General features: G+C 72.2%; 15 protein-coding genes. 3 read left to right on the top strand and 12 right to left on the bottom strand.

Annotated features, from left to right (window positions below):
* Window positions 1–22: 22 nt before the first annotated feature.
* Both ABZ444_RS22855 and ABZ444_RS22860 read right to left on the bottom strand, forming a co-directional pair.
* Window positions 23–898: a hypothetical protein gene (locus ABZ444_RS22855; RefSeq protein WP_358000169.1), complete on the bottom strand. Its 876-nt coding sequence runs from the start codon at window positions 896–898 to the stop codon at window positions 23–25.
* A gap of 41 nt (window positions 899–939) precedes the next feature.
* Window positions 940–1,833 (bottom strand): LD-carboxypeptidase, encoded by an 894-nt coding sequence (locus tag ABZ444_RS22860; RefSeq protein ID WP_358000172.1) that lies wholly within the window; start codon window positions 1,831–1,833, stop codon window positions 940–942.
* A gap of 101 nt (window positions 1,834–1,934) precedes the next feature.
* Here ABZ444_RS22860 and ABZ444_RS22865 point away from each other — a divergent pair, with 101 nt between their 5' ends.
* The gene (locus tag ABZ444_RS22865; RefSeq protein WP_358000175.1) at window positions 1,935–2,819 is read left to right on the top strand and encodes a sulfotransferase; all 885 of its coding nucleotides are present in this window, start codon (window positions 1,935–1,937) and stop codon (window positions 2,817–2,819) included.
* Here ABZ444_RS22865 and ABZ444_RS22870 read toward each other — a convergent pair.
* The 5 genes from ABZ444_RS22870 to ABZ444_RS22890 form a co-directional block, all read right to left on the bottom strand.
* Window positions 2,791–4,680 carry an ABC transporter ATP-binding protein gene (locus ABZ444_RS22870; protein WP_358000178.1) on the bottom strand — a complete coding sequence of 630 codons (1,890 nt, stop codon included), beginning with the start codon at window positions 4,678–4,680 and terminating at the stop codon, window positions 2,791–2,793. The two genes, ABZ444_RS22865 and ABZ444_RS22870, sit on opposite strands and share 29 nt — an antisense overlap.
* A 103-nt stretch (window positions 4,681–4,783) precedes the next feature.
* Window positions 4,784–5,611, bottom strand: a complete 828-nt coding sequence (locus ABZ444_RS22875; RefSeq protein WP_352363543.1) for an enoyl-CoA hydratase/isomerase family protein — start codon at window positions 5,609–5,611, stop codon at window positions 4,784–4,786.
* A gap of 145 nt (window positions 5,612–5,756) precedes the next feature.
* A complete protein-coding gene (locus tag ABZ444_RS22880) occupies window positions 5,757–5,972 on the bottom strand; it encodes a helix-turn-helix domain-containing protein (RefSeq protein WP_125642298.1) in 216 nt (71 codons plus the stop codon).
* 113 nt (window positions 5,973–6,085) lie between these two features.
* Window positions 6,086–7,684: an ABC-F family ATP-binding cassette domain-containing protein gene (locus ABZ444_RS22885; RefSeq protein ID WP_358000181.1), complete on the bottom strand. Its 1,599-nt coding sequence runs from the start codon at window positions 7,682–7,684 to the stop codon at window positions 6,086–6,088.
* 156 nt (window positions 7,685–7,840) lie between these two features.
* A complete protein-coding gene (locus ABZ444_RS22890; RefSeq protein WP_358000184.1) occupies window positions 7,841–8,419 on the bottom strand; it encodes a helix-turn-helix domain-containing protein in 579 nt (192 codons plus the stop codon).
* 86 nt (window positions 8,420–8,505) lie between these two features.
* On the opposite strand from ABZ444_RS22890, the gene ABZ444_RS22895 reads away from it, so the two are divergent.
* Window positions 8,506–9,330, top strand: coding sequence for an NAD(P)H-binding protein (locus tag ABZ444_RS22895; RefSeq protein ID WP_358000187.1), 825 nt, complete (start codon window positions 8,506–8,508; stop codon window positions 9,328–9,330).
* A 23-nt stretch (window positions 9,331–9,353) separates the two neighbouring features.
* On the opposite strand, the gene ABZ444_RS22900 is transcribed toward ABZ444_RS22895, so the two are convergent.
* A complete protein-coding gene (locus ABZ444_RS22900) occupies window positions 9,354–10,007 on the bottom strand; it encodes an acVLRF1 family peptidyl-tRNA hydrolase (RefSeq protein ID WP_358000190.1) in 654 nt (217 codons plus the stop codon).
* Window positions 10,008–10,126: 119 nt separating this feature from the next.
* Here ABZ444_RS22900 and ABZ444_RS22905 point away from each other — a divergent pair, with 119 nt between their 5' ends.
* Window positions 10,127–11,152, top strand: a complete 1,026-nt coding sequence (locus ABZ444_RS22905) for an EAL domain-containing protein (RefSeq protein WP_358000193.1) — start codon at window positions 10,127–10,129, stop codon at window positions 11,150–11,152.
* 22 nt (window positions 11,153–11,174) lie between these two features.
* On the opposite strand, the gene ABZ444_RS22910 is transcribed toward ABZ444_RS22905, so the two are convergent.
* The 4 genes from ABZ444_RS22910 to ABZ444_RS22925 are packed head-to-tail and all read right to left on the bottom strand — an operon-like array spanning window position 11,175 to window position 14,525.
* Window positions 11,175–11,780, bottom strand: coding sequence for a response regulator transcription factor (locus ABZ444_RS22910; protein WP_358000196.1), 606 nt, complete (start codon window positions 11,778–11,780; stop codon window positions 11,175–11,177).
* A complete protein-coding gene (locus ABZ444_RS22915; RefSeq protein ID WP_358000199.1) occupies window positions 11,777–12,910 on the bottom strand; it encodes a sensor histidine kinase in 1,134 nt (377 codons plus the stop codon). Before ABZ444_RS22915 ends, ABZ444_RS22910 begins: the two co-directional genes overlap by 4 nt.
* Entirely contained in the window at window positions 12,907–13,641 is a 735-nt protein-coding gene (locus ABZ444_RS22920; protein WP_358000202.1) for an ABC transporter permease, read from the bottom strand. Before ABZ444_RS22920 ends, ABZ444_RS22915 begins: the two co-directional genes overlap by 4 nt.
* Window positions 13,641–14,525, bottom strand: coding sequence for an ABC transporter ATP-binding protein (locus ABZ444_RS22925; RefSeq protein WP_357983299.1), 885 nt, complete (start codon window positions 14,523–14,525; stop codon window positions 13,641–13,643). Before ABZ444_RS22925 ends, ABZ444_RS22920 begins: the two co-directional genes overlap by 1 nt.

A 14,525-nucleotide genomic window follows, 5' to 3' on the forward strand; every position in this document is an offset into this window, starting at 1 on the left:
TTCAGGCGGCCCCGACGGGGGTTCAGACGGCCAGGCGGGCGAGGATGCGGGCGAACTCCGGCGGCGGCGCCACCACCAGCCTCGTCTGCCCCTGCTGCAACACGATGTCGGCCTTGATCAGCGTCAGCCGCCCCTGGTGCCACCAGTAGACCTGCGCGCTCAGCCCGCCCGTGCGGGCGGCGTGCACCCGCAGCCGCTCGATGGCCCGTACCACCCCGATGCCGTCCACCGGGCGCACCAGCACCGTGTACGGGTCCGGCAGCACCACCAGCACCCCGTCGGCGGGCACCGTGAGGTGGTCGCCGAGCCAGCGCAGATGCGTGGCGGCCGACGGGCTCATGCCGGTCAGCCGGGTCACCGGCGTGCCGCCCAGCTCGATGCGCTCGACCTGCAGCCGCTCGGCCCGCCGGACGTTCGCCACGGCCAGGTCGAGCGCCTGGGCCGTCGGGACGGGCCAGCAGCCGGCCTCCTCGGGCCGCACCAGGCGGGAGCCGACGGTCAGCAGCTCCACCAGGTCGGCGTTGAGGTGCCGCCCCACCACCCGGGTCAGGTCGGGGACCTCGTCCACCGCCTCCACCCGGGTGCGCAGCAGGGGCGCGACCTGGTCGAGGTCGCAGGCGTCGTAACGCTCGTCGGCGGTGGCCAGGGCGTGCGCGAGGTGCTCGGAGACCAGCACCGGCCAGTCCTCCCTGGCCCGGCGCCCGGCCTCGCGGCGCAGCCCGGTCAGCTTCACCACCAGCTCCGCGACGCCGTCGCCGCGCAGGGTCAGCGACGCGCCGTCGCGGGCGAACTCGCACACGAACCCCAGGGACTCCGCGACGAGGCCGAGCAGGGAGTCGAGGTCGACGTCCTCGATCGGCCGGCGGGAGGGCTCCCGGTCACGCCTGAAGAAGCTCACACACCGTCCCCTCTGTCGGATTCGTCCCTTTAGGTGTCTTCCTACCTTGCCTGCTCGCCGTCGCGGAACGGACCAGCCAGGGAGCACGATTCGGTATCGATAGCCCCAAGCTCCCCCAGCCACACGCTCATCTGTGGTGACCCGTGCCCCACCGGCAGCCCGGCCACCACCGGCACCCCGAGCGGCACGAGCCGGTCCGCCAGCACCGGGTACGGATCGCCGCAGTCCACCCACGACCCGAGCGCGATCCCGCGCACGCCGTCGAACGCCCCGGCCTGCAGCAGCTGCGTCAGCATCCGGTCGATCCGGTACGGCTCCTCGCCGATGTCCTCCAGCAGCACCAGCTTGCCGTCGAACGAGGGCTGGTACCGGGTACCGCACATCGAGGCCAGCAGCGACAGGTTGCCCCCGGTGAGCACGCCCTCGGCCCGTCCGGGCACCAGCACCCGGTCGCCCCGCACGGTCGCGCTCTCCCCGGCCAGCGCCGCCCGCAGGCTCTCCCACGAACGCGGCTCGGGGCCCTGCTCGGCGGCGATCGTGTCGCAGGCCGTCATCGGCCCGTGCAGCGTGGGCACGCCCAGCTCGATCGCGAAGGCGTTGTGCAGCGCCGTGATGTCGCTCGACCCGACCAGCACCTTGGGCCCGGCCGCGCGCATGGCGTCCCAGTCGAGCAGGTCGAGCAGCCTGGCCGCGCCGTAGCCGCCGCGGCCGCAGAACACCACCGACACGGCCGGGTCGCACCAGGCGGCCTGGAGGTCGGCGGCGCGGGCGGCGTCCTGGCCGGCCAGGTAGTCGAGGTCCTGGCGGTCGAGCGCGTGCGTCCCGGCCACCACCTTCAGCCCGAGGGCCTCCAGCCGCTCGACGCCCCGCCTGAACAGGACGGGTGAGGGCGGCCCCGACGGCATGACGATCGCGACGGTGTCACCTTGCTGCATCGGTCAACTCCTGCACGCCTGGGAGCGCCGGGGCCCGGGTAAGCACCGAAACGCTGATTGGCTCGTTCACCTGCCAAACGGTGTCACACTTGTGGTCCAGTATGCGACTTCCGCCCCACATCCTCGTGGTCAACGGCATCAAGGTCCGCAGGCCCGTCTTCCTGCTCGGCGCCCCGCACTCCGGCGCGGACCTGCTGGCCCGCGCCCTGAAACGGTCCCCGGGCTTCCACGTCACGACGGGCCGCGCGAGCGTGACGCACGTCGTGTACGCCTTCGCCCGCAAACCGTCCATCGGCCGTACGTCGGGCGCGGTCCGCGTGCTGCGCGACGCGCTGGCGGAGTCCTGGCAGGTCTCCCCGCGGTCGTGCGGGCAGTGCGCCGAGCCGTGCCGGGAGGCGGGCGGCGTGACCGGCAGCGGGCCGTGCGTGGAGCCCGGCGAGGTGACGCGGTTCGGCGACGGCAGCCCCGACCTGCTCTACAGCGCGCCCGTGCTGCTCCAGGCGTTCCCCGACGCCCGGTTCGTCCAGCTCATCAGGGACGGCAGGGACGCCGTCGCCGGCATGCTCGGCGACCCGGCGTGCCTGGCCTGGTTCAAGCCCGCGATGCTCTCCGACAGCACCGAGTTCCCCAACGCCTTCCTCGGCGTCAACAAGGACGAGCACCTCGACCGGTGGAAGGGCATGCCCGCGGCGGGCAAGGCGGCGCTGCGCTGGCGCAGCGCCGTGCGGCTAAGCGCCGAGCTGCGCCGGGAGCTGCCCGAGCGGCAGCTCCTCACCGTCCGCTACGAGGACCTGGCGCTCAAGCCCGCCGACACGCTCGCCGCGCTCACCGAGTTCCTGGAGGCGCGCGTGTCCAAGATCGCGCTGTACGGCTCGCGCGTCCCCGAGGTCGGCGCCTGGCGCGCCCGGCTGCGGCCGGCCGACCTGGAGCTGGTGGAGAAGGTCGCCCGGCAGGAGCTCACCCGGCTGGGCTACCTCCCGAGCTGAACTGGGTGCGGTAGAGCTCGGCGTAGTGGCCGCCGCGCGCCAGCAGCTCCTCGTGCCGGCCGCGCTCGGCCACGCGCCCGTCGTGCACGACGAGGATCTCGTCGGCCTCCCTGATCGTGGACAGCCGGTGGGCGATGACCAGCGACGTACGGCCGTGCAGGGCCGTCTTGAGCGCGAGCTGCACGGCCGCCTCGGACTCGGAGTCGAGGTGCGCGGTCGCCTCGTCGAGCACGACCACGCGCGGCGCCTTCAGCAGCAGCCTGGCCAGCGCGAGCCGCTGCTTCTCGCCGCCGGACAGCCGGTAGCCGCGGTCGCCGACGACGGTGTCGAGCCCGTCGGGCAGCCCCTCGACCAGGTCGCCGATCTGCGCGGCCCGCAGCGCGTCGCGGATCTCCTCCTCGCTCGCGCCGGGCCTGGCGTAGCGGAGGTTGGCCCCGATCGTGTCGTGGAACAGGTGGGCGTCCTGCATGACGACGCCGACGGTGTCGCGCAGCGAGTCGAGCGTGGCCTCGCGCACGTCGAGCCCGTTGATCCGGACGGCCCCCGCGTTGACGTCGTAGAGCCGGGAGACCAGGGAGGTGATGGTGGTCTTGCCCGCGCCGGAGTGGCCGACCAGCGCGATCATCTCGCCCGGCCGCGCGGTGAAGGAGACGCCCTTCAGCACCTCCTGCGACGGGCCCCCGGAGTCCTGGCGGGCCACCGACTCCAGGGAGGCGAGCGAGACCTCCTCGGCCGCCGGGTAGCGGAAGCGCACGTCGTCGAACTCGATGGTGACCGGGCCCTCGGGCACCGGACGCGCGCCGGGCCGCTCCGCGACCATCGGCTTGAGGTCGAGGATCTCGAAGACGCGGTCGAAGCTGACCAGCGCCGTCATCACGTCGACGTGCACGTTGGACAGGGACGTCAGCGGGCCGTACAGGCGCATCAGCAGGGCGGTCAGGGCCACCAGCGTGCCCAGCTCGAAGGCGCCGCCGACGGCGAGCACGCCGCCGATGCCGTAGACCAGCGCGGTGGCCAGGGCGGCGACCAGGCCGAGCGCGACCCGGAAGACCGTGCCGTACATGCCGACGGTCACGCCGACGTCGCGGACGCGGGCCGCGCGGGCGGCGAAGGTGGCCGCGTCGTCCTCGGGCCTGCCGTAGAGCTTGGCGACCATCGCGCCGGCCACGTTGAAGCGCTCGGTGGTGACCGAGCTCATCTCGGCGTCGAGCTGCATCTGCTCGCGGGTCAGCGCGGACATGCGCCGGCCGACGTACTTGGCGGGCACGATGAAGATCGGCAGCAGCACCAGCGCGACCAGCGTGACCTGCCATGACAGCGCCAGCATCGCGCCCAGCACCAGGACCAGGCTGACCACGTTGGACACCACGGACGACAGCGTGCTGGTCAGCGCCCGCTGGGCGCCGATCACGTCGCTGTTGAGCCTGCTGACCAGCGCGCCGGTCTGCGCCCGCATGAAGAAGGCCACCGGCATGCGCTGCACGTGGTCGAAGACCTCGGTGCGCAGGTCGTAGATGAGCCCCTCGCCGATGCGCGCGGAGAACCAGCGCTGCGCCAGCGTCAGCGCGGCGTCGACGACCGCGAGCGCGGCGATGGCCACGGCCAGGCCGATCACCACGTTGGTGCGGCCGGTCAGGATGCCGTCGTCGATGATCGCCTTCATCAGCAGCGGATTGGCCACCACGATCACCGCCCCGGCCACCACGAGCAGCAGGAACGCCGCGATCTTCCTGGTGTGCGGGCGCGCGTGCCGGCCGATGCGCCGGACCGTGCCCGGCGCGATGCGTTGCTTGGTCACCGAGCCGTCACGGCGCAGCGACGTCCAGACCTGAGGGCCGAAGCCCCCTCCCATCATCGCCATACGGGGGATCCCTCCTCCTCCCCCGGATTCAGCGTCGCGAGGGCCTCCGGCGATTCCGCGATCCGCTCACGGCGAACCGGAGCCCCGCCTCCGGCCGGCCGTCCTACCGCGGTCCGAACAGGGCTTTGATGCGCTTGGCCTGCTCCCTGCCCTCGGCCGCACTCTGCTCCTCCAGGGTGCGCGCCCGCGCCCCCTGGAGGAGGCGCTTCGTCGCCACCGCCGCGTCCCGGTTCGTCGACAGCAGCTCCGCGATCTTGTTCTGTACGGTCTTGTCCAGGTCGCCCCCGGCGACCACCTGCTCCGCGAGGCCGATGCGCATGGCCTCCTCGGCGTACACGTTCCTGGCGGTCAGGCAGATGTCGATCGCCTTGGCCAGTCCGACCAGCTCGACCAGCGGTTTGGTCCCCGTCAGATCCGGGACCAGGCCCAGTGCGGGCTCTTTCATGCAGAAGGTGACGTCGTCGGCCACGATCCGCAGGTCGCAGGCGAGCGCGAGCTGGAACCCCGCGCCGATCGCGTGCCCCTGCACGGCGGCGATGGAGACGATCTCCGGGCGGCGCAGCCACAGGAAACCGTCCTGTGCCTGACGTATGCGCTGCTCGAAGGTCTCGCCGTCGGTTGCGGCGGCCGAGCTGAACGAGCCCTGTCCGGGCACTCCCTCCGGTGTGAACATCCGCAGGTCGATTCCTGCCGAGAAGGACGGTCCCTCACCTTTCACGACGACGACGCGCACCTGTTCGGGAAGGCTCTCCCCGATGCGAGCCAACGCCGACCATGTCGCGAACGTCTGGGCGTTGCGCTTTTCCGGCCGGTCCAGCGTGATCGTCGCTATCTCACCGTCCACCTCATAGCGAAGCCCGATCTCCGCCAGCCTTTCGGCAGAGACGTCCTCCGCGTTCCCCCCGCGCTGTGGTGCCTGTGCTTCCGCCATCGCCTGCTCCCTGTGTCCGGTCGCGCACGGGGTGCGCCACCAAGGCTGACCGTCGCGCCCGAGCTTACAGAATATGATTCTGGCTCGGGCGCGACAGCGGCTGACTAGGGACGGGCGGCTGCGGTCGCACGTTCCAAGGCAGCCGTCAGCGCTTGGACTTGCCTCGAGTCGCCCCGCCGCGCCCGCGCAGAGTCACGCCGGACTCGCTAAGGATGCGGTGGATGAACCCGTAAGACCGACCGGTCGAAGCGGCCAGGGCGCGGATGCTCTCGCCCTGCGCGTAGCGCTTCTTGAGATCGCCGGCCAGTTTTTCCCGGTCGGCCCCGGTGACCCGGGTGCCCTTCTTCAGTGTCTCGGCCACGAGTACCTCCTGTAGTGCCGGACTTCCGCAGCGTTACTCCGCCATGATCAGTCATTTCAGCGGGATCGGCTACCTACTCCACGGGAAAAGATCCGTACCCACTCAAATTAAGATCAGGCAAGTGCCACAAGATCGGAAAATTCGTCGCTCCACGCGTCTTCAGTTCCGTCAGGCAGCAAGATCACCCTATCCGGTGACAAGGCGTCAACGGCACCCTCGTCATGGGTGACGAGGACGATTGCTCCTGAATACGACCTCAGAGCGTTGAGAACCTGCTCGCGGCTGACCGGATCGAGGTTGTTCGTGGGCTCGTCGAGCAGCAGGACGTTGGCGCTCGACAGCACCAGGATGGCCAGCGCGAGCCGGGTCTTCTCGCCGCCGGACAGGACACCGGCGGGCTTGTCGACGTCGTCGCCGGAGAACAGGAACGAGCCGAGGACCTTGCGCAACTCGGTGTCGGTGAACTCGCCGCCCGCCGAGCGCATGTTCTCCAGGAGCGTGCGGCCGGCGTCGAGGGTCTCGTGCTCCTGGGCGTAGTAGCCGACCTTCAGGCCGTGGCCGGGCCGCAGCTCGCCGGTGTCGGGAGACTCGATGCCGCCGAGTATGCGCAGCAGCGTGGTCTTGCCGGCGCCGTTGAGGCCGAGGATGACGACCCTGTGACCTCGGTCGATGGCCACGTCGACGTCGGTGAACACCTCCAGGGAGCCGTAGGACTTCGACAGGCCCTCGGCCATGAGCGGCGTGCGGCCGCACGGCAGGGGCTCGGGGAAGCGCAGGCGGGCGACCTTGTCGCTCTGGCGCTCCTCCTCGGTGCCGGCCAGCAGCCGGTGGGCGCGGCGCATCATGTCCTGGGCCGCCTTGGCCTTGGTGGCCTTGGCGCGCATCTTGTCGGCCTGGGCCAGCAGCGCGCCCGCCTGCTTCTCGGCGTTGGCGCGCTCGCGCTTCCTGCGCTTCTCGTCGGTCTCGCGCTGGGCCAGGTAGGTCGTCCAGCCGACGTTGTAGTGGTCGATCACCGAGCGGTTGGCGTCGAGGTGGAGGACCTTGTTGACCGTGGCTTCAAGAAGGCCGACGTCGTGACTGATGATCACCAAGCCACCTTGATGAGATCGCAAAAAATCACGAAGCCACCCGATTGAGTCCGCATCTAGGTGGTTTGTCGGCTCGTCGAGAAGGAGAGTTTCCGCTCCGCTGAAAAGAATTCGCGCCAATTCCACGCGGCGCCGCTGACCGCCGGAAAGCGTTTGCAACGTCTGGCCGAGGACCCGGTCGGGCAGACCGAGGCTGGAGGCGATGGAGGCGGCCTCGGACTCGGCCGCGTAGCCGCCGAGCACGTGCATCTGGTCCTCGAGCCTGCCGTACTGCCTGACGGCCTTCTCGCGGGTGCGCTCGTCGGCCGAGGACATGCCGACCTCGGCCTCGCGCAGCTTGCGCAGGACCTCGTCGAGGCCGCGCGCGGACAGGATGCGGTCGCGGGCCAGCACCTGAAGGTCACCCGTACGGGGGTCCTGGGGCAGGTAGCCGATGCTGCCGGAGGAGGTGACCGCGCCCGCGGCGGGCAGCGCCTCCCCCGCGAGCACCTTGGTCAGGGTGGTCTTGCCGGCGCCGTTGCGGCCGACCAGACCTATCTTGTCGCCGGGGTTGACCCGGAAGGAGGCGTTCTCGATGAGCAGGCGCGCGCCCGCGCGCAGCTCGATGTCATTGGCGATGATCATGTTGGCGGACACTCCCGAGCTAGGAAACGAGGATTGGGCGTGCGACCGCCGGTCAATCGGGAGTATGCATACAGATCAGTGTAGGGCCCCCGTGCCAGGCACTACCTCTGCTTATGGGGGCTCCAGGTGCCCCCGGTACGCGTGTGACGGACGCCGTCAGGCCGGCAGCGAAGTCGCGGCCCCGGCGGCCATCCCGTCGAGCATGAGGTGCAGGTACTTCTCCGGACGGGCGGCCACGGGGGCGGGCAGCCCGTCGGGGTGGCAGGTGAAGACGTTGAGCAGGCTGACGACGTCCTCCCAGGTCACGTCGGGACGCATGCCGCCCTCGGCCTGGGCCCGGCGGACGAGCCCCTGGAGCAGGCCCAGCCAGCGCTCCTTGCTCTCGGCGAACTCCGCCGTGCCCGCGATCGCCTCCTGCGGCAGGTGGGCCAGCGCGGCGGCCAGCGCGACGCGGCCGGGGGCGGCGGCCCACACCACGAAGCCCCGCAGCGCGCTCCAGGCGTCCCGCTCGCCGTCGACGGCGTCCTCCAGGGCCTCGGCCAGCGACTGGACGTAATGCTCGCCCAGCGCGGCGATGAGCGCGTCGCGGTCGGGGAAGCGGCGGTAGAGGGTGCCGACGCCGACGCCGGCCTGCCGCGCGATGAGCTCCATGGGCGCGTTGACGCCACGCTCGGCCATCACCCGCGCGGCCGCGTCGAGGATCTTGACCAGGTTCCTTCTGGCGTCCGCGCGCACGTCCCGACCTCCTAAGTGGACGAACTGTTTCCGCTTAGTGTACCGTCCGGGTAAGCGGACGAAGAGATTCCACTTAGGAGGCCATCATGATCGTGATCACCGGCGCGACCGGGTCCATCGGCCGGGCCCTGGTCGCCCAGCTCGCCGGCCAGGACGTGCTCGCGGTGTCCCGTACGCCCGCCGACCTGGGCGTACGGCACGCCGTCGGGGACTTCACCCGGCCGGAGACGATCGGCGGTCTGCTGTCCCCCGGCGACCGGCTGTTCCTCAACAGCTCGCCGTTCCCCGGGTTCGCCGAGCGGCTCAACGAGGTCGTCGACCTGGCCGCCGAGGCGGGCGTGGCACAGATCGTCGAGGTCTCCGTACGCGACGCCGCCCCCGGCGCCGCGCTCAGCGCCGGCCCCCACGGCGAGGTCGACGAGCACCTGCGGGCCTCCGGCGTGCCGCACGCCGTCCTGCAGCCGACCGGGTTCATGCAGAACCTGCTCGGCGAGGTGCGCGGCGACCGCTTCCACGGCTCCTGGGGCACCGGCGGGATGAACTACATCGACGCCAGGGACATCGCCGCGGTGGCCGCCGCCCTGCTGACCCGGCCGGTGGGCGCGTCGGGCTCGTACCTGCTGACCGGGCCCGAGTCGCCCAGCCACGAGGAGATCGCGGCGACGATGACCGGCGTGCTCGGGCGTCCCGTCTCCTACGTGGACCTGCCGGTGCCCGAGATGGCCGCGCTGCTGGCCGGGCAGGGGATCCCGGAGCCGTTCGCCACCGAGCTGGCCACCGCGCAGGCGACGCTGAGCGAGACCGGCTGGGCGGAGATCACCACGACCGTCGAGGACGTCACCGGCCGCCCGCCCCGGACCCTTGCCGCCTTCGTCGCCGACCACGCCGACGCCTTCCTCCCGGCGTCCTGACCGCCTGATCGACCCCTCAGGGCTCAGGACGGGTCGACCACCCGGATCCGGACGGCCCGGAACCGGGCGGGCGCGTCGCGCAGGACCGTGAGCCTCGGGTCGGGCACAACCAGGAACGGCTCGCTCTCCAGCGCGAACACCGGCGCGAGCCGCCGGTCGCCGCGCAGCGCGTCGACCGCCCGCCGGTCGCCGCCGAGCACCACCGCCTCCAGCTCCCCGAGCGCCGGCAAGAGCACCCGCACCGCCGTCTCCGCCGCGCTGTCGAAAGCCTGGGCCGCCTGCTTCTGCCGCCTCCTGGCGAAGCGCTGCTGCGACCACCCGCCGGCCGCCGTACGGCCCTGCACCAGCCGGGAGCCGACCTTGGAGTCCAGCAGGTCGGCGCCGTGGAACACACCGGCCGCGTAACCGCCGAGCCGCACCAGCAGCACGCCCACCCGCCGCGCGGCCTGCGCGTGCGCGACCAGCCTGGTCACGTGCGGCGGGCCGGGGGCCATGGGCGGGAACGGCACGTGCAGCTCGGCCAGCGCGCCGTCGGCGGCGGTCAGGCGGACCACGCGGTCGTCGCCGGCGGCCTCGAAGGGACCGTGGCGGCCGGCGAACCCGTCGATCCAGGGGTGCACGCGCTCGGGCGGCACCGTGACCCAGCGGCCGCCGCCTCTGGCCGGACGCGCGCTCATGCGGGAAGGGTAACCGAACGACATTCCCTTCACGAGAAGGGGGGAACTATAGCGGAAATGTCGGTGAACTTCGTTTCGGGGGGCTTCTGCCGTAACTGTGCCGGTCGGATCATCTGAACGTGTCCTCCCTGCTCACCAGCCCCGTAGTGGATCTCGACAACGGGGCCGTCATCGCGCAGCCCGCCGCCGTCGACCCGGCGGGCGTTCTCCGGGCGGCTCCGCTGCCCATGGTGCTGCCACTGCCCCTGCACGTGGTGCTCTCGGGCGCCGGGGCGCTGGCGCCGCTCCACGAGGCCCTGCGGCGGGCGGGCAGGCATCCTCGTGAGGCGATCCTGATGCTCACCGGAACGTGCCAGGAGCAGGACCGCCGCCTGCTGAAGGTCGGCCTCGACGGGCTGCGCACGATCGGCTACCTGCTGGGCTTCGCCGACGTGGGCGCGGGCGGCCCGGCGCTGGACGTCGTCACCGACTCCGCGCCGTACCTGCTGGCCCTGGACGAGGAGCTGGTGACCAGGTTGCCGGGCGACCACCGGGCGGCGGCGGTGGCGCGCGCGGTGGTGACGCTGGCCCGCGGGATCGGCGCGCACGTGCTGGCCCCGGGCGTCGAGCGCGAGGGGCAGGTGGCGGTGGCCCGCGGCCTGGGCGTGCGCCTGGCCCACGGCCCGCTGCTGGCGCCCGGCCCCGACGGCAAGATCCGGGTGCCGCTCCCGGTGGCCGACGAGTCGCCGGACACGCTGATGCTCGGCCCGCGCGTGCAGGAGCTGCTGATCCCGGCGGTGACGCTGCCGGCCGGCGCCAAGGCGGAGGAGGTCGTGGCGGCGTTCGGGCACGAGCCCACGATCACCAGCGTGATCCTGGTGGACGAGTACCAGCGCCCCAAGGGCAGCCTGGACCGCAGCCGCTTCCTGCTGTCCTTCGCCGCCCGGTACGGGCACGCCCTGCACGGCGCCAAGCCCGCCCAGCGCCTGGCCGACCCGCCGCGCACGGTCCCGAGGACGACCCCCGCCATCGCCGCCATGCAGGCCGCCGGCCGGGACGCGGCCCGCATCTACGACGACCTGGTGGTCACCGACGAGCTCAACCGCTGCCTGGGCATCGTCCGGGTGTCGGACCTGATCCGCCAGATCGCCGCCATGCGGACGTGAGCCCCCGCCGGCCCTGCCCCGGCTAGACCCAGCCCTGCGCCCTGGCCCGCCGCACGGCCTCGATGCGGTTGCGCGCGTGCGTCTTCTGGATGGCCGAGGACAGGTAGTTGCGCACGGTGCCCTCCGACAGGTGCAGGCGCCGGGCGACGTCCCCGATCGTGGAGCCGTCGGCGGCGGCGGCCAGCACGTCGCGCTCGCGCGCCGACAGCGGGTTCGGCCCCGCGCTCAGCGCCGCCGCGGCCAGCCCCGGGTCGATGACCCGCTCCCCCGCCTGCACCCGGCGGATGGCCGCCGCGAGGTCCTTGGCCGGGCTGTCCTTGACCAGGAACGCCACCGCCCCCGCCTCCATCGCGGTACGCAGGTAGCCGGGCCGCCCGAACGTGGTCAGGATCATCACCCGGCAGCCCGGCACCCGGGCGGCGATCTCGGCGGCGGCGGTGAGGCCGTCCTTGCCGGGCATCTCGATGTCGAGCAGCGCGATGTCGGGGGTCACGGCCAGCGCGACGGCGACGGCCTCGTTCCCGTCGGCGGCCTCGCCGACCACCTCGATGTCGGGCTCCAGGCCGAGCAGCGAGGCCAGGGCGCCGCGGATCATGCCCTGGTCCTCGGCCAGCATCACCCGGATCACGCGGCCGTCCCCACCTTGGCCGGGACGAGCACCCGCAGCCGGAACCCGCCCGTGGGCGCACCGCCGGCCTCCATGGTGCCGCCCGCGCCCGTCACCCGTTCGCGCAGGCCGCTGAGCCCGCTGCCGGTGCCCTGCGGCTCGCCGCCGCGTCCGTCGTCCATGATCTCAAGGGTGGCGTGTTCGCCGTCGTACGTCACCTGGATCTCGCAACGGGCGGCCCGCGCGTGCCGTACGACGTTGGTGACGCCCTCGCGCACCGCCCAGCCGAACAGCCCGTCGAGCAGGTCGGGCAGCGGTGTGCCGGACACCCGCACCTCGGCCCGCACGCCCGCCGCCCGCAGCACCGACCGGGCGCCGTCGAGCTCCTCCGACAGGCTGCGCTGCCGGTAGCCGGTGACCGCCTCGCGCACCTCCACCAGCGCCTGCCTGGCGACGGACTCGATGTCGGCGATCTCCTGCCGCACCTGCGGCGACTCCTCGGCCAGCCGACCGGCCAGCTCGCTCTTGAGCACGATCAGCGACAGGCTGTGGCCGAGCAGGTCGTGCAGGTCGCGGGCGATGCGCAGGCGCTCCTCCGTGGCCGCCAGCCTGGCCACCTCGCCCTGCGCCTCGTGCAGCCTCAGCGTCAGCACCCTGCTGTTGCGGATGCTGATGAACAACACGCCCAGCGTGACGACCTGCAGCCCCAGGACGACGACGCCGGCGAACTCGTCGCCGGTCAGCACCCCGGCCGCCACCACCACCGCCAGGTTCACGCCCACCCCGGCCAGCGCCCAGGCGGGCGGGAGGGTGAACCCGTAGAGCACGACCGTGTAGACGGGCAGGGTGAGCCAGGCGCCGCCGAAGGCGAACGCGCTGATCACCGCGATCACCGCGGTCACCCCGAGCAGGGGGAAGGTGGCGCGCGAGCGCTCGTGGAAGCTCTTGGCGCTGATCACCGTGGCGGCGAAGCAGCCGACGAACGCGACCAGCGCCACGGCCCCCCAGACCGCGCGGGCGCCCGTGACGCCGCCCGCGACGATCTCGGCGATCGGGAAGACGAGGTAGACCATGCCGACGGACATCCCGAGCAGCCGCCGCCTGGGCGACGGCCGCCCGTCGCCGAAGTGCAGCTTGTCGGCGAAACTCATGCCCGAACAGTAGCCCGGCGGTAGAGGTAGGCGGCAGCCCCGCCCAGGACGACCGCCCATCCGCCGACCACCAGCACGTCGGTCAGCGCGACGCCGTTCCCGGCGACGATGCTCCAGCCGAGGCTCGCGTAGTGGTAGGAGGGCATGACGTCGGCCACGGTCCGCATGGTGTCGCCGAACACCTCGGGCGGGAACCACAGGCCGCCCGCGATGGCCAGGACGAACATGCAGATCATCGCGGCCGGCTGCGCGGCGTCGGCCGTCAGCAGCGACCCGATCGCCAGGCCCAGCGCGATGAACGGGATCGTCCCCAGCCACATGGCCAGCAGCAGCGGCACCCACCGGCCGACCGGCATCGACACGCCCTGCTGGACGACCCCGACGACGGCCACCAGCAGCAGCGAGGGCAGCACGAGCAGCATGGCGGTGCCGAGCTTGGTGGCGATGATCATCCAGTTCGGCAGCGGGGTGATCTGGAGCTGGCGCAGCCAGCCGGACTGCCGTTCGGTCGCCCACGGCACCGCCGAGCTCATCATCGACGAGGCCAGCGCCCCGTAGGCGGCCATGGAGACCATCAGCACGACGCTGTAGCTCACCCCGGCGCCGTCGGTCTGCTTGCCGTAGATGTTGGCGTTGATCAGGTACAGCACGACCGGGAAGATGACCACGAAGATGATGTAGCGCCGGTTGCGCAGCATGCGCATCGCCTCGGTCTTGGCGTAGAACAACATCAGGACTCCCTGGTGAGCGCGAGGAAGGCGTCTTCGAGGTCGGCGCCGGTGAGCTGGAGGCCCCGTACGTCGAGCTCGGTGCCCCGGAACAGGGCGGCCACGGTCGCGTCGGGGTCGGAGGTGTGCAGCGTGGCGGTGCCGGCGGCCACCTCGACGGCGGTGACGCCGGGCAGCCGGTCGAGCCCGGCCGCGGGCTGGTCGCCCAGGGTGAAGCGGACGACCTGCCCGCCCACGCCCGCCTTGATCTCGGCGGCGGTCCCGTCGGCGGCCAGCCGGCCGCGGGCGATGACGATCACCCGGTCGGAGTGCTCGTCGGCCTCCTCCAGGTAGTGGGTGGCGAACAGCACGGTCCTGCCGCCGGCGGCGTAGTCGTGCATGCTGGCCCAGAACCGCAGCCTGGACTCCACGTCCATGGCCGCGGTCGGCTCGTCGAGCAGCAGGATCTTCGGCGCGCCGGCGATGGCCAGGGCGAACCTGACGCGCTGCGTCTGGCCGCCGGACAGCTTGTTCGCGCGCCGCTTGACCAGGTCCGACAGGTCGGCCAGCTGGAGGATCTCGGCCAGCGGCAGCGGGTCGGGGTAGAGCCGGCGGACGAGGTCGATGAGCTCCTTGACCGACAGCTCGGGGATGAGGGCGCCGTTCTGGAGCATCGCGCCCAGCTCGCCGGAGCGCACCGCGTGGTCGGGCGTGCGGCCGTGGATGGTGATCGTGCCGCTGCTGGGACGCAGCAGGCCGAGCAGCATGTTGATCGAGGTGGACTTGCCCGCGCCGTTGGGGCCGAGCAGGGCCACGGTCTTGCCCGGCTCGATGGCGAGCGAGAGGTCGTCGACGGCAAGCACGTCCCCGTAGCGCTTGCTGACCTGGTCGAACACGATGGCGTTCAT

Origin of the sequence: Nonomuraea sp. NPDC005730, from assembly GCF_040630865.1 — a bacterium.
GTDB lineage: Bacteria > Actinomycetota > Actinomycetes > Streptosporangiales > Streptosporangiaceae > Nonomuraea.

Bases quoted from the DNA above. Each gene is read 5' to 3' on its own strand.
- ABZ444_RS22865 (WP_358000175.1), top strand. From the start codon at position 1,935: ATGCGACTTCCGCCCCACATCCTCGTGGTCAACGGCATCAAGGTCCGC.
- ABZ444_RS22900 (WP_358000190.1), bottom strand. From the start codon at position 10,007: ATGAGCGCGCGTCCGGCCAGAGGCGGCGGCCGCTGGGTCACGGTGCCG.
- ABZ444_RS22870 (WP_358000178.1), bottom strand. From the start codon at position 4,680: ATGGCGATGATGGGAGGGGGCTTCGGCCCTCAGGTCTGGACGTCGCTG.
- ABZ444_RS22875 (WP_352363543.1), bottom strand. From the start codon at position 5,611: ATGGCGGAAGCACAGGCACCACAGCGCGGGGGGAACGCGGAGGACGTC.
- ABZ444_RS22885 (WP_358000181.1), bottom strand. From the start codon at position 7,684: ATGATCATCGCCAATGACATCGAGCTGCGCGCGGGCGCGCGCCTGCTC.
- ABZ444_RS22925 (WP_357983299.1), bottom strand. From the start codon at position 14,525: ATGAACGCCATCGTGTTCGACCAGGTCAGCAAGCGCTACGGGGACGTG.
- ABZ444_RS22860 (WP_358000172.1), bottom strand. From the start codon at position 1,833: ATGCAGCAAGGTGACACCGTCGCGATCGTCATGCCGTCGGGGCCGCCC.
- ABZ444_RS22895 (WP_358000187.1), top strand. From the start codon at position 8,506: ATGATCGTGATCACCGGCGCGACCGGGTCCATCGGCCGGGCCCTGGTC.
- ABZ444_RS22920 (WP_358000202.1), bottom strand. From the start codon at position 13,641: ATGTTGTTCTACGCCAAGACCGAGGCGATGCGCATGCTGCGCAACCGG.
- ABZ444_RS22915 (WP_358000199.1), bottom strand. From the start codon at position 12,910: ATGAGTTTCGCCGACAAGCTGCACTTCGGCGACGGGCGGCCGTCGCCC.